Genomic DNA, 14,160 nt, shown 5'->3' with positions numbered 1-14,160 from the left:
CAGTAGAACGGCCGATTACTTGCCCTTTTTAATTATGGTAATTAATTGAGTTAGACAAGATAATTCTGTTAATCAAAGTTAAAGTTAAAGTTTGTAACTATAACAAGCACGGTTATTTAAAATAATTACCGTTTCTTTATATTAGTGTTTAATAATACGAGATCCCGTTGTTATAGTCATTTTGTCTCTATTGGGTTTAACAAAAGAGAACAATTTTGTTTCTCGCATTACCGCCTCATTGCCATTAACTGTACCAGGTGAAAACTCCCATTTCTTTATTGCTTTTCTAACAGCCCTTTTTAAATGTCTTTTAGTTTCTCCAACAAACTCAATATCTGTTGCTTTACCAGTTAAGTCAACTGTAAACTCAATCACTACGTCCCCTTTATAGCCTCGCCGTTGTGCAGATTCAGTATATATTGGATTGACCATTTTTAATGTCTTTGGTGGGATCACTAATGGCGCATATTCTTCAATGACTTTTTTTGTCGCTAATGTAATATTATCTTTTTTATCTAATTGATCATTAGTGAGCATTGCCATATTTTGTATAACATCTTCTTTTATAGCACTGACATTTAAAGGTAAGTGTCCATAATTGTTGCGACTCTCTGGTTGTTTAATTAATTCATCTATTAGCTTTTTGTTTGGTTTTATTCTTAACTCATTAAGTTTTATTGCTACCTTGTCCTTATCTAAATTAGGCGTATCGGCTTTGTCTACTGATGATTTATTATTTTTAATTGTTTTATCATCATTGATTTTTTTATTCTTCTTACTAAGCTCAGCTACTGGAAGTTGCTTTTTTATATCATGGTTTTTTTTAGTTTTAGCATTAATGTGTGACGCGATAACTTTTACGACTTGTTTAGGTTGCGATTTTACTAAACTTATATTTTTAAGGGGTGCTAGTTCAGTAATGTCTTTACTCTGCACCATACCTACAACTTTATATGAACTAAAAATTAAGCTCACAACGAATAAACCTAATAAGCCTGCAAGCCCACTTTTCGCATATTTTGGAGTACAGGTATGCTCACCTACAACTCTTGATACTCTACTTTTTAAATCTCCCCCTGTTGCAGCCATCGCCATTGAAGGAATTGTATTTGGCCTGAGCTCTTCAGCATTTAGAAGCGCTTTAGCATAATCTATTTTTATATTTTGATTTTTAACAGCTATATCATCACAGCAATATTCTCGATCTATCCTGATCTGTTTAGAAATCCATTTAACTGCTGGATGATAAAACAAAAATACCTCCACCAAGGATTGTATTAAGTTTATAAAATAATCATATCTTTTAACATGTGCTAATTCATGTGCGATTAATAGCTTTAATTGTTCATTAGTAAGCCCTGAAACCATATTTACTGGCACTAAAATAACAGGTTTAAGCCACCCAATTACCATAGGTACATCGACTAATTTAGATACTAACAAACGCACATTTTGAGACACATATAATGACTGTTTTATTGAGATAAATAATTCATTTAGCCATTGTTCAGGTTCACTTACTTGCGTTTTAGGTAATTTATAAATGGACAGTAATGCTTTGCAATAACCCATACTTAAATAGCTAACACCCATCAACCAAATAATTGATAATAAAGGAAGATAGCTAACAGTGCTTAATTCTAAGTTTGATAATAGATTATTACCACTGACGAGCACTGGGGTATGAGTTAATTGTGTTTTATAAACAATAAAATATGTAATAATTGGAGTAATTAAACATAGCATGAGAGTTAATATACTTAGGTTATATCTAAGATTAGCGTATTTATTACTTATGAGTTTAAGCGCGGCACTTAAAAATAAGGCTAACACCGTACCTTGCCATAGAAAATGGAGCAAAGTAATTGATAAAGAATTAAAAACAGGGCTGTTGATAAAAGTATTTAGAAAATCCATTTAGCTGTCTCTATTATTTATTTTGCTTTTCTAATGTATTTAGTAACTTTCTGATCTCATTGATTTCATCTGAACTTGCCTTTTTTCCTAAAGCGCTTACAACAAGATCATACTTTGAACCGCTGAAAACTTTGGCTATCACATCTTTAACAACAGAGTTTTGTGTATTACCGGCAGATTCTTTTGCTTTATATAAATGCGCTCGTGAAGATTCATCTCGTTCAACTAAGCCTTTTTCATGCATAACCTGTAATGTTTTTAATGTTGTTGTATAACCGGTTGATTGCTCTGCACTGAGTACTTCATGAACTTGGCGTACTGAAGCAGGCTGAACTTTCCACAAAATATTAAGTATATTTAGCTCCGATCTGGTTGGTACCACTTTTTTACAAATCATTATACACTCGAATTTAAATTAGATACTAACAGGACCAATATACGAGTTTCATCGTAAATCGCAACATATATTTAACTTTTTAATTGAATTAATTTCACAATACTAAATGTAGATTATAAAAAGATTCAGAGCTAAAAAATTGATTTTGTAACTTTAATATTTAATCTTTTAGATAAACGGTTCAAATTTGCACGATCAGTTTCTAACCTTCTTGCTGTTGCAGCCCAATTGCCGTTTTCTTCAGTCAGAATCTGTTTTATTAGCTTTTTCTGAAAATTATCGGTTTCATTTCGTAAGTTTAAATGTAGTTTATCAGTGTGCAGATCAGTCTCAGAAATAATGCCGTGTTTGATCTCACTTTTCAAATAATCCGAAGACAGTTGACCACAATTCTCAACTTCAATTGTAATTATCTCTTTATGTTTTTGTCTAGATCGTGCTTTTAATGCCGCTCGACTGATCACATGCTCTAACTCTCTCACATTACCAGGCCAATTATACTGGTTTAAATATGTTAACGCATTATGGCTCATTTTTATTTGGCCAATACCTAGTTTTCTCCCTACTTGTTCAACAAAATAACCTGCTAATAATTGAATATCTCCCGCCCTTTCTTTTAATGAAGGTACTCTAACCGGATAAACACTTAATCTGTGGTATAGGTCAGCTCTAAATCTATTACCGTCAACTTCTTCTTTAAGATTTCGATTTGTTGCTGCAAAGATACGCACGTTTACTTCTTCAACATTATCTTGGCCTAAAGGCTGGATCTCGTTATTTTGAATTGCGCGTAAAATTTTACTTTGTGCGGCTAATGGCAGTTCACCAATTTCATCTAAAAATAATGTGCCATTATCTGCAATAGAAAACTTACCAGCTCTACTTTTATCTGCTCCTGTAAATGCGCCCTTAACATGACCAAATAACTCACTTTCTATTAAATTTTCAGGTAAAGCTGCACAGTTTACATAAACTAAGGGACCATTTGAACGAAATGATTTTTGATGCAACTTACGTGCTACAAGCTCCTTACCTACGCCAGTTTCACCATAAATCAAAATATTGAAATCAGAAGCCGCAACAATATCAATTTCTTGTTTTAGCTTATTCATAATTGAACTTTGGCCTATGAGCTCACCACCATCGCGCATTAAAGCTTCTTCAGTTAATTCGGCAACAACTTTTTGTGAATGCAATGCTTGTGATTCTAATAAGTCAATCATTAAGGCCGTATTTAATGTTGTCGCTGCAATTGCAGCTATTACTTCTAAAGTACGATTAGGAATATCATCAAATGCATGTGACGTTAAACTGTCTATGGTCAATAAACCAAGTAATTTATCATCAAAAAATAAAGGTAAGCCCATACATGCATGAACAGGTAAATCTCCTTCTTTATCGATCAACAAACCATCGTATGGGTCAGGTAATTCGCTCTCAGCTGAAAATCTAACGGGTATTTTTGACTTACATAATATATCAAACCTTGGATGTTCATTTATTTTAAACCGTCGCCCTAAAGTATCTCTGCTTAAACCTTGCAGTGCGAGCGGTTTTAGCAAGTCTTGGTGATAAGATAATAAAGCAACCGCATCACATTGAATTGTCTTTCGAACGGTATCTAATAAGCGATCAAATCGGTCTTTGGAACTAAGGCTATTTGCTAAGTCTAGAGCAAGTTCAATTAAGGCTGTAGATGTTATATTATTCATTTTTAGACACATTTTAGAAATTAATATAAACATACAGCATAGTCATAATGACTACAATCAAATTTATTTAGAACTGATTTTTTTAGCCTAAGAAATAAATTTTTTGTATTTTCTTCTAGTTAATTTAGTTTATGAAACATCCAACAAACTCACTAGCTGAAGTCGTACTACTAGCATAATTAAAATTTTATCGATTTAATAAATACTTCTAGGTAAAATAGTTAAAATTCATTTTTGATATAGTTAAATGCCAACAGAATTTATTTTTTCTACAAGTTACGTTTTAGATAAAACACATTTTAGTGAGTGCTATGATGAATCTGTTACAACAGATACCAGTATACGAGCGTATTACAAATCCATTGGTTTATTCATCGCTGGCGTAATTTTAATTTTTAGCCCAATTGATAAATATTTAGCTTGGTTTATTTTGTCTCTTGGTGTGATAGAAGCATTAAATGTTTATTACAACAAAGCTTGGTGGTTAATGCGTCAAAGACTCAGTAAAGCATCAGGAAATACTGTTAATTTGATCATTAATGATGATGGTGTATTTGTAAAATCAGATTTTGTAGATGCTAAAACATTATGGTCTCAAATAAACAAAATAGAACAGACTGAAAAAGGCTTTTTATTAACATTAGATAAAAGCACCAGTTATATTTCAAATAGATGTTTATCTGAAGAAGCTAAGTTATTTATAATTGATAAAGTAAATAAATAAAATTATCCAATAGCGCTATTTCTGTACTATCAATTATTGCAGGCAATGGCGATTTTCTATATTTAAAAATAGATTGTTAATATATTTATCTAAAATTATATATTTTTAATTAAATGGGATACTTAAAAGCAATTAAATTTTATATAAGGAAGTATTATTTGAATTAACCATATAGAAATGGTGCCCGAGGCCGGACTTGAACCGGCACACTCTAAGAGCGAGGGATTTTAAATCCCTTGTGTCTACCAATTCCACCACTCGGGCATCGAGTTGTATCACTTAAAGTGATCGTGTGGAGCATCTACAAATACTAAATTAACAATGGTGCCCGAGGCCGGACTTGAACCGGCACACTCTAAGAGCGAGGGATTTTAAATCCCTTGTGTCTACCAATTCCACCACTCGGGCATCGAGTTGCTAATTAAAGCTTTGTGGATTATTTATAGCTTGCATTGGTGAGCAATAAAAATGGAGGCGGAACCCGGAGTCGAACCGAGGTGGACGGATTTGCAATCCGCTGCATAGCCACTCTGCCATTCCGCCATTTTTTGCCATAAATACTAAGTTTTAATTCGATAGTAAGAATTTTTGGAGCGGTACACGAGGCTCGAACTCGTGACCTCGACCTTGGCAAGGTCGCGCTCTACCAGCTGAGCTAGTACCGCATCACATTTAGAACATATTTTAAGAGCTTGCGCGACTTTGTCGCAACTAACGCTTTAGCAGCTTAACTAAAACCGCATTACATTTAGTATATTTACAGTTTAACTATTCTGTTTTCAAGTTTTAAATAAGCCATTATTTAAAATGGTGCCCGAGGCCGGACTTGAACCGGCACACTCTAAGAGCGAGGGATTTTAAATCCCTTGTGTCTACCAATTCCACCACTCGGGCATCGAGCTGCAATCAAATAGATGAATGCGTGTGGAAACTACAAATCATTTATAAATATAAATGGAGGCGGAACCCGGAGTCGAACCGAGGTGGACGGATTTGCAATCCGCTGCATGGCCACTCTGCCATTCCGCCATAACGATTAAATCATTGCATGCTAAGTTTTAACTTTTTAGCAACAAGTTGGAGCGGTACACGAGGCTCGAACTCGTGACCTCGACCTTGGCAAGGTCGCGCTCTACCAGCTGAGCTAGTACCGCATCACATTTAGAAATTTACCGTTTTTCTAAAAACGTTTTCCACTTTTAAATAAGCCATTATTTAAAATGGTGCCCGAGGCCGGACTTGAACCGGCACACTCTAAGAGCGAGGGATTTTAAATCCCTTGTGTCTACCAATTCCACCACTCGGGCATCGAGTTGCTATCATTATTAATGATAAGCATGTGGAATATTAATTTATCATTGAGCAACAATTAATATTTGGAGCGGTACACGAGGCTCGAACTCGTGACCTCGACCTTGGCAAGGTCGCGCTCTACCAGCTGAGCTAGTACCGCATCACATTTAGTATATTTACAGTTTAACTATTCTGTTTTCCACTTTTAAATAAGCCATTATTTAAAATGGTGCCCGAGGCCGGACTTGAACCGGCACACTCTAAGAGCGAGGGATTTTAAATCCCTTGTGTCTACCAATTCCACCACTCGGGCATCGAGTTGCTATCATTATTAATGAAAGCGTGTGGAATATTAAATGTTCATTGAGGAACAATTAATATTTGGAGCGGTACACGAGGCTCGAACTCGTGACCTCGACCTTGGCAAGGTCGCGCTCTACCAGCTGAGCTAGTACCGCACCACATAAGAACATATTTCAAGAGTTAACTCTTTAGCAGCTGAACTTAAGCCGCTTTTTTTTGATGTTTAGGAGTTACCCCCCTCTCAACACGAACGCATTCTACAGAGATTATATTACGCGTCAACACTAAAATGACACTTTTAAACTGTTTGCTCATTTTTCAGCTAAAGCGTTGTAAAAATGCACACTTAACCAGCTTTTTTGCTCAAATCAGACCATGCTGCTTGTAAATATTGCACCATAGACCACAAAGTAAGGACCGTTGCTAAGTATAAACAGGCATAACTTAAATAAGTCATCCAAGTATCGAACTGCCAAGTAAGACCCATTATGGATAACATTTGTGCAGCAGTTTTTATTTTACCCAATTGTGATACAGCAACAGAGCCTCTTTTGCCTTGTTCTGCCATCCACTCTCTCAAAGCTGAAATAATAACTTCTCTACTTATTATTAAAACTGCAGGTATGGTGATATAAATACTTTGGTAATGTTCAACTAATACGATTAATGCGACTGAAACCATTACTTTATCAGCAACAGGATCTAAAAAAGCACCAAATGGAGTTGATTGCTTGAGTTTACGAGCGAGATATCCATCTAACACATCAGTTACGGCAGCTAACCAAAAAACAAATGCAGCGCCAAAAAAGGCCCATGAATAAGGTAAATAAAATATCACCAAAAAGATTGGGATAAGGAAAATTCTGAAGGCTGTTATAATATTAGGTATATTCCACATAACTACTTGTGTTTACTTTTTTTTTGTATATTCGCATGAAGCATAATCTTTTACCATGCAAATGATTAAAATTAAATTGAACTCTTTGTTTATTGGTAACGTAAAGTCAAATCAGCTAATAAGCTTATAGCTCACTTATTCTCTTTTTTTATTAAAATCTCCTATCCCATATTGCTGCTTAATCTATTTATCATGTAGGTGATTATAAATTTTTTCTGCTATTGTAGGGCTGATCCCTGGTACCTTATTTAGCTGTTCGATATTTGCAGCTAATACACCTTGAATTCCGCCCAAATACTTTAATACTGCTTGTCTTCTTTTTAGTCCTACACCTGATATTTCTTCTAATACAGACTGGTTACGTTGTTTTTGTCTTTTATTTCTATGTCCAGCAATCGCAAATCGATGAGATTCATCTCGAATATGTTGAATTAAATGCAGTGCAGGAGAATGTGAGTCTAAATTTATAGTTTTTCTACCAGCATCCATTAATAAGGTCTCTAAACCCGGCTTTCTGCTTATTCCTTTTGCTACCCCTATTAATAAAGGTAACTTTTCCAGATGCCAATCTTTAAAAAACGTTTCCGCTTGAGATAACTGCCCTTTACCACCATCTATAAATATTACATCAGGTACTTTAGATTCATCGATCATTTTGCTATATCGTTTTTTTAATGCAAAGGCCATAGCGGCATAATCATCACCGCCTGTGATCCCTACTACATTAAAACGTCTATATTCTTTTTTATTTGGCCCATTAGAATCAAATACAACACATGAAGCCACCGTATTTTCTCCCATTGTATGGCTAATATCAAAACACTCCATGCGATTAATATTATCTAACTGTAATGTTTCTTTTAATAAATCATATCTTTTAGTTATTGAATCTTGTGCACTTTGTTTTATTACTATGCTATTTAAAGCGTTTTTATTAGCAAGTTGCAGATATTTATATTTCTCCCCTCTGGCGACAGTCTGTAGCTTTATCTTTCTTTCACTCACTTGTGTTAATGCTATTTCTAATTCTGCTTGCTCAGGATAAATAAAAGGTAAAATCACCTCTTTTGGGATCCGTGAGCCATTCTTCACTGATAAGTAATATTGGGAAAGAAAAGACGATAAAACTTCAGCATCCATTGAATCTTTCGGTATCTTAGGATAAAAAGTTTTACTCCCTAAAATTTTATGATCCCGAATAATCAAAATATGAATCGCTGTTAAACCATTTTTTGATTCAAAGCCGATAACATCTAATTCTGCATGTGTACCAGAAACTGATTGCTGTTCTTGCATTTTTGTTAATACAAGTATTTGATCTCTAAAAGTTGCTGCTTTTTCAAAGTTAAGCGCAATACTTGCCGCTTCCATTTTATTCACTAGCTCAGAAATAACTTGAGAGGATTTACCGCTTAAAAATAAACGAACAAAGTCTACTTGCTCTTTATAATCACTTGCATTTATTTCGTTCACGCAAGGCGCAGAGCATCTTTTTAGTTGGTATTGTAAACAAGGTCGACTTCGCGCGCGATAATAAGCATCTTCACACTGACGAACGGGGAAAATTTTCTGCATCAAGCGCAAACTTTGAGAAACAGCACCAGAACTTGGATATGGTCCAAAATACTCGCCTTTGATTTTTTGCGCGCCGCGATGAAATGTTAACCTTGGATGGGTATGATCAGTTAATAGTATATAAGGATAAGATTTATCATCTCTTAGTAATATATTGTACCTAGGTTGGTACTGTTTTATTAGATTATTTTCTAATAAAAGCGCTTCAGTTTCTGTATTGGTCAGTGTGACTTCGATTGCACAAATATTTTTAACCAGAGCCCTAGTTTTACTTTCAGGAATATTCTCCCGAAAGTAACTCGTAACACGATTTCTTAAATTTTTTGCTTTACCAACATAGATAACTTGCTGTTCTTTATCTAACATCCTGTAGACACCAGGTTCTTCTGATAAAGACTTTAAAAACGTTTTTGGATCAAATGACTGCATTAATATACTCAAACTATTTTAACTTCAGGTTAAAACTAATTAAAAACCTTCAGAATCAATATCAATCATTTTATGGCGAATTGCTAAATGTGTTAATTCAACATCTCCACCTATATTTAATTTTTCAAACATGCGATAGCGATAACTATTAACCGTTTTTGACGTTAAATTTAATTGCTCTGCTATATTTTGTACTTTTTCACCTTTAGTGATCATCAACATGATTTGTAATTCACGATCCGATAAACTTTTAAAAGGGTTTTCATCAGTTCGACCACTAAATTGCGCTAAAGCAATTTGTTGTGCTATTTCAGGTGCGATATACCTTTGACCTGATTTCACTGCTTTTATCGCATGAACCATCTCGTTAGAGCCTGCACTCTTGGTTAAATAACCATGGGCACCCATTTGCATCACTTTGCTTGGGAATGGGTCTTCACAATGTACCGTTAATACGATTACTTTAACATCGGGGCAAAAACGACATATTTTTTTAGTTGCCTCTAATCCACCTATACCTGGCATATTCATATCCATCAATACGATATCGGGATGGTTTTGACGGCAAAATTGAACTGCTTCTTCACCTGTTTTAGCTTCACCAACAACTTTAAAACCGCGAACATCATCAAGAATACGCTTGATCCCCGTTCTAACAAGTTCATGATCATCAACTAACAGCACGTTTATCAAAGGTTTTTCCTTATAGGATAAAATATTAATCATACGATATAACTATGCGAGAATAATCAATACTAGGCCTTGTGTAAACAAAGATATGTCTGATTTTTTATAATTCTTATGGCATTCATCACAAAAAATGCACTTTAATTTATTGTTTTGATATATCTTATAGCCAAACTTTACTTTTGTTTTAGCTAATACCTTGTATCGTTAAAACATTAACTTCCTACTTTTATTGATTAAAGGAATACCATGTCTAACATTTTTGAAGATAACTCACTAAGCATTGGCAATACACCATTAGTGAAATTAAACCGCGTAACAACAGGCAATGTATTTGCTAAAGTAGAAGCTCGTAATCCAAGTTTCAGCGTCAAATGTCGTATTGGCGCATCTATGATTTGGGAAGCTGAAAAGTCAGGTGAATTAACAACTGATAAAGAACTGATTGAACCAACATCTGGTAATACGGGTATCGCGTTAGCATTTGTTGCAGCTTCTCGCGGTTATAAGTTAACACTTACCATGCCTAATACAATGAGTTTAGAACGTCGTAAACTATTAAAAGCATTAGGTGCTAATGTTGTTCTAACTGAAGGCGCAAAAGGCATGAAAGGCGCAATTGAAAAAGCGCAAGAAATTCAACAAAGCGCCCCTGATAAATTCATTCTTTTACAACAGTTTGAAAATCCAGCAAATCCTAAAATTCACTTTGAAACTACGGGTCCTGAAATCTTTGATGCGACTGACGGTAAAGTAGACTATTTTGTAGCTGGTGTTGGTACTGGTGGTACTATCACAGGTGTTAGCCGTTACCTTAAAGTAGAGAAAAAGCTTGATATGAAATCTGTTGCAGTAGAGCCAGCTGACTCTCCTGTAATTAAACAAAAACTTGCGGGGGAAGATTTAACACCTGGTCCTCATAAAATTCAAGGGATCGGTGCAGGTTTCATTCCTGGTAACTTAGATTTAGAAATGATTGATGAAGTTGCGCTTGTAACAAACGAAGAAGCAATTGAAATGTCTCATAGACTTATGAAAGAAGAAGGTATTTTAGCAGGCATTTCATCTGGTGCTGCAGTTGTTGCCGCTTCTCGCATTGCAGAAAAACCTGAAAATGCAGATAAAAATATTGTTGTTATCTTACCAAGTTCTGCAGAGCGTTACTTATCAAGCCCATTATTTGCAGATAAATTCAGCGATGATGAATTAGTACAATAATCTAAATTTTTTAGATTTCATATCCATTAAAACCAGCTTAATTATTTTAGCTGGTTTTTTTATCTCTCCTTATAAATACCTTTTCGATTCACATCATCACTTTACAACTCTTTATTTAGCATTAAACTAAAATACATAAATATAAATAACTGCAAATTTTCGCAAGGTTCTATTCATGTACCCTTTACGTATTGTTTTTACATTTTTCATTCTGACGTTTTTAACTGCCTGTTCAGATGATGGTCCTGAAGTGTCTGGTGATAATGACTCTCCAGAATATGCGGCAACTGTTTTTTTCTATGCGATTTATGAAGAAAAAGATTTGAAAAAAACCATGTCTATGGCAACGCCTAAACTAGCAAGGATCATTAAGTCTTATGGTAGTACCAGACAGTTTGCAAGAAACTTGATAAATATGCAATTTGATACTGTGAACATTGAAATAGATAGAACAAGTAAAAGTATAAGAAAACGTTATGGTGATAAAGCTACAATAACGCTAATTTTTTCTGGTACTCATCTAGGCAAAAAAGTAGACGATATGCGAAGTGTTAAACTAATCAATAAAAAAGGTAAGTGGTTTATTGAAAAAATTGTAGATGACCCTTACGCAAGGTAGTTACTAAAGAAAGTTATAAAAGCAGTATGAAAGGATCATACTGCTTTTTTATTTTATAACTCATTCTTTTTAAAGTTATCAACTGAAATTGCAGCCAATCTTAATGCATTCGCTTTATTCATGTCATTAGCTTGTTCTTGTGTAAATAACTTAGCTTTCTGACCTTCCTTAATCGCTTCTTCCAATGATAATTCAGAGCTTAAGCTGCCATCTTTTTTGGCTAAATGTAGCTTGATAAATAAACCTTCGCATTTATGCATCTCAATAAATGCTGACTCCATGATATGCGTTCCACCCGAATCACCTTCATGACATAAGTGAGATAAACGATTTCGCATCACACCTGGTTGTAGCATATGAGCACACACAGATTTAGATACTTCGTCTGGCACTTGTTTATAATGATTGCCTAACGGAAAAACTAATCGTCTTAAAATCAAAGCAAAAGGTCTTGAAGGGAAATTATCAAACAGCCCTTCAAAAGCTTGGCCCATTTGATATAGGCTGTGATCTAAAGAATAACAAACAAAAGGCAAATCTGACTGTTGTCTTCCTTCATCTTCAAACCTTTTTAGGACTGATGAGGATATATATAATTGACTTAACACATCTCCAAGCCTAGCTGAAATCATTTCTTTACGTTTAAGATCGCCGCCTAAAGTAAGCATGGCAACATCTGAACAGATAGCCAAAGAACGACTCATGCGTGTAAGTTGTTTGTAATATTTAGCTGTTGTGCCACTAACGGGAGATTTACTGAATATCGCGCGTGTTAGACCATGCCCTAAAGCGGCACCCGCATTAGTCATCGCAAATAAAATATGTTTGATCAGCAAATCATCAAAATCTTGTAATCCTTTATCAAAATCGGGCTCAGCCGCTGCAGCCATTTCTTTTAAAACATAGGGATGGCAACGTGTCGCACCTTGCCCAAAAATCATTAAATTTCGGGTTAATATATTAGCACCTTCAACTGTAATCGATATTGGCATGCCCATATAAGCATGACCTAAATAGTTATTGGGCCCTAACTGTATTCCTTTACCCCCATGTATATCTAATGCATCATTGATAACAGTACGGCTCATTTCTGTCATATGATATTTAGCAATCGCTGTTACTACTGAAGGGCTTACTTTTAAATCTAGTGCCCCTGCGGTCATAGTACGCATCGCTTCTAAACTATAAGTAAACCCACCTATACGTGCTAAAGATTGTTGTACCCCTTCAAATTGGCCAATTGATAAACCAAACTGTTTACGCACATAAGCATATGCCCCTGTCATTTTAGAGCACCCGTGGCCTGCCGCTGTTGCCAATGCCGGAAGGGAAATACCACGGCCTGCACTTAAACATTCAACTAACATGCGCCAGCCTTTACCGCGGAATTCGGGGCCACCTATAATCCAATCTACGGGTATAAATACATCTTTGCCGTATGTAGTACCATTCATAAATGCCATTGCCATAGGGTTATGACGCTCCCCTGTTTCAACGCCTTCATGATCAGTTGGAATTAAAGCACATGTAATACCAATTTCTTTTTTGTCTCCTAATAAACCATCAGGATCAAACATTTTAAATGCTAATCCTAAAACACTGGCGACTGGTGCTAAAGTAATATATCGCTTTGACCAATTTAGGCGAATACCTACGACTGTTTTTCCTTCAAATTCATCTTCACATACAACACCTGTATCAGGAATACTGCCAGCATCAGAGCCTGCTTCTGGCCCTGTCAGTGCAAAACAAGGTACTTCTGTGCCATTTGCTAATTTGGGAAGCCAAAAATCCTTTTGTTCTTGTGTTCCATAATGCATTAACAGCTCACCCGGACCTAAACTATTAGGTACCATCACAGTCACTGCTGCACTTAAACTACGTGTTGCAATACGCGATACAATTGTAGAATTAGCAATGGCAGAAAAGTCTCGACCGCCGAATGACTCAGGAATAATTAAAGAGAAAAAACCTTCATCTTTTAAGTATTGCCACACATCTTCAGGCAAATCTTTATCTTCATGTACAATTTTGTAATCATCTAACATATTACACAAAGTATTTACTTGGTTATTCAAAAACGCATTTTCTTTATCAGATAAAGCAGGTTTAGGGTAGGAATGTAATACACTCCAATCTGGCGAACCTTTAAATAACTCACCATCCCACCAAATGTCGCCTGCTTCCATTGCTTCACGTTCAGTTTGAGATAGAGGCGGTAACACCTTTTTAAACATTTTAAATGCAGGTCGTGTGATCAAGCTTATTCTTATATCTTTGACCAAAAAAATAATAGTGACAGTAACTATTAATAATAACAAAATGGACATTTATAATTTCCTTTTGAAAACAGTGTCTTTAAAAAATCATTGTTTAAGTTTAGCAAGA

At 35.2% G+C, this 14,160-nt stretch carries 10 protein-coding genes and 11 tRNA genes; 3 read left to right on the top strand and 18 right to left on the bottom strand.

Features of this window, described 5'->3' with window-relative positions; translation table 11 throughout:
• Positions 1-141 precede the first annotated feature (141 nt).
• From PSA_RS10125 to norR, 3 genes are all read right to left on the bottom strand, one after another.
• Entirely contained in the window at positions 142-1,917 is a 1,776-nt protein-coding gene (locus tag PSA_RS10125) for a M56 family metallopeptidase (protein ID WP_042145056.1), read from the bottom strand.
• A gap of 13 nt (positions 1,918-1,930) precedes the next feature.
• Positions 1,931-2,314, bottom strand: a complete 384-nt coding sequence (locus PSA_RS10120; protein WP_042145054.1) for a BlaI/MecI/CopY family transcriptional regulator — start codon at positions 2,312-2,314, stop codon at positions 1,931-1,933.
• Positions 2,315-2,445: 131 nt separating this feature from the next.
• Positions 2,446-4,026, bottom strand: a complete 1,581-nt coding sequence (gene norR, locus PSA_RS10115) for a nitric oxide reductase transcriptional regulator NorR (protein WP_042145051.1) — start codon at positions 4,024-4,026, stop codon at positions 2,446-2,448.
• A 247-nt stretch (positions 4,027-4,273) separates the two neighbouring features.
• Here norR and PSA_RS10110 point away from each other — a divergent pair, with 247 nt between their 5' ends.
• Complete coding sequence (locus tag PSA_RS10110; RefSeq protein WP_042145048.1) at positions 4,274-4,750, top strand: YcxB family protein; 477 nt, start codon at positions 4,274-4,276, stop codon at positions 4,748-4,750.
• A 178-nt stretch (positions 4,751-4,928) separates the two neighbouring features.
• Here PSA_RS10110 and PSA_RS10105 read toward each other — a convergent pair.
• From PSA_RS10105 to uvrY, 14 genes are all read right to left on the bottom strand, one after another.
• Positions 4,929-5,014 (bottom strand) — tRNA-Leu (locus PSA_RS10105).
• 58 nt (positions 5,015-5,072) lie between these two features.
• Positions 5,073-5,158, bottom strand: a tRNA-Leu gene (locus tag PSA_RS10100).
• A 61-nt stretch (positions 5,159-5,219) separates the two neighbouring features.
• Positions 5,220-5,293, bottom strand: a tRNA-Cys gene (locus tag PSA_RS10095).
• Between the two features lie 46 nt (positions 5,294-5,339).
• Positions 5,340-5,415 (bottom strand) — tRNA-Gly (locus tag PSA_RS10090).
• Positions 5,416-5,558: 143 nt separating this feature from the next.
• A tRNA-Leu gene (locus PSA_RS10085) sits at positions 5,559-5,644 on the bottom strand.
• A gap of 61 nt (positions 5,645-5,705) precedes the next feature.
• Positions 5,706-5,779: transfer RNA gene (locus tag PSA_RS10080), tRNA-Cys, on the bottom strand.
• Positions 5,780-5,828: 49 nt separating this feature from the next.
• Positions 5,829-5,904, bottom strand: a tRNA-Gly gene (locus tag PSA_RS10075).
• Positions 5,905-5,971: 67 nt separating this feature from the next.
• Positions 5,972-6,057, bottom strand: a tRNA-Leu gene (locus PSA_RS10070).
• A 70-nt stretch (positions 6,058-6,127) separates the two neighbouring features.
• A tRNA-Gly gene (locus tag PSA_RS10065) sits at positions 6,128-6,203 on the bottom strand.
• Positions 6,204-6,270: 67 nt separating this feature from the next.
• Positions 6,271-6,356: transfer RNA gene (locus PSA_RS10060), tRNA-Leu, on the bottom strand.
• Positions 6,357-6,425: 69 nt separating this feature from the next.
• Positions 6,426-6,501 (bottom strand) — tRNA-Gly (locus tag PSA_RS10055).
• Positions 6,502-6,692: 191 nt separating this feature from the next.
• The gene (pgsA, locus tag PSA_RS10050) at positions 6,693-7,244 is read right to left on the bottom strand and encodes a CDP-diacylglycerol--glycerol-3-phosphate 3-phosphatidyltransferase (protein ID WP_042145029.1); all 552 of its coding nucleotides are present in this window, start codon (positions 7,242-7,244) and stop codon (positions 6,693-6,695) included.
• Positions 7,245-7,427: 183 nt separating this feature from the next.
• A complete protein-coding gene (uvrC, locus tag PSA_RS10045) occupies positions 7,428-9,248 on the bottom strand; it encodes an excinuclease ABC subunit UvrC (protein WP_042145027.1) in 1,821 nt (606 codons plus the stop codon).
• A gap of 39 nt (positions 9,249-9,287) precedes the next feature.
• Positions 9,288-9,941, bottom strand: coding sequence for a UvrY/SirA/GacA family response regulator transcription factor (uvrY, locus tag PSA_RS10040; RefSeq protein ID WP_042145024.1), 654 nt, complete (start codon positions 9,939-9,941; stop codon positions 9,288-9,290).
• A 243-nt stretch (positions 9,942-10,184) separates the two neighbouring features.
• Here uvrY and cysK point away from each other — a divergent pair, with 243 nt between their 5' ends.
• Complete coding sequence (gene cysK, locus PSA_RS10035) at positions 10,185-11,153, top strand: cysteine synthase A (protein WP_042145023.1); 969 nt, start codon at positions 10,185-10,187, stop codon at positions 11,151-11,153.
• Positions 11,154-11,328: 175 nt separating this feature from the next.
• Entirely contained in the window at positions 11,329-11,772 is a 444-nt protein-coding gene (locus tag PSA_RS10030) for a hypothetical protein (RefSeq protein WP_042145020.1), read from the top strand.
• A 53-nt stretch (positions 11,773-11,825) separates the two neighbouring features.
• Here PSA_RS10030 and PSA_RS10025 read toward each other — a convergent pair whose 3' ends face one another.
• Entirely contained in the window at positions 11,826-14,102 is a 2,277-nt protein-coding gene (locus PSA_RS10025) for an acyl-CoA dehydrogenase (protein ID WP_042145018.1), read from the bottom strand.
• Positions 14,103-14,160: the final 58 nt, after the last annotated feature.

Origin of the sequence: Pseudoalteromonas sp. '520P1 No. 423', assembly GCF_001269985.1 — a bacterium.
GTDB lineage: Bacteria > Pseudomonadota > Gammaproteobacteria > Enterobacterales > Alteromonadaceae > Pseudoalteromonas.
The sequence above is the reverse complement of the archived record's forward strand: the minus strand, read 5'-3'. Positions and strand labels throughout refer to the sequence as shown.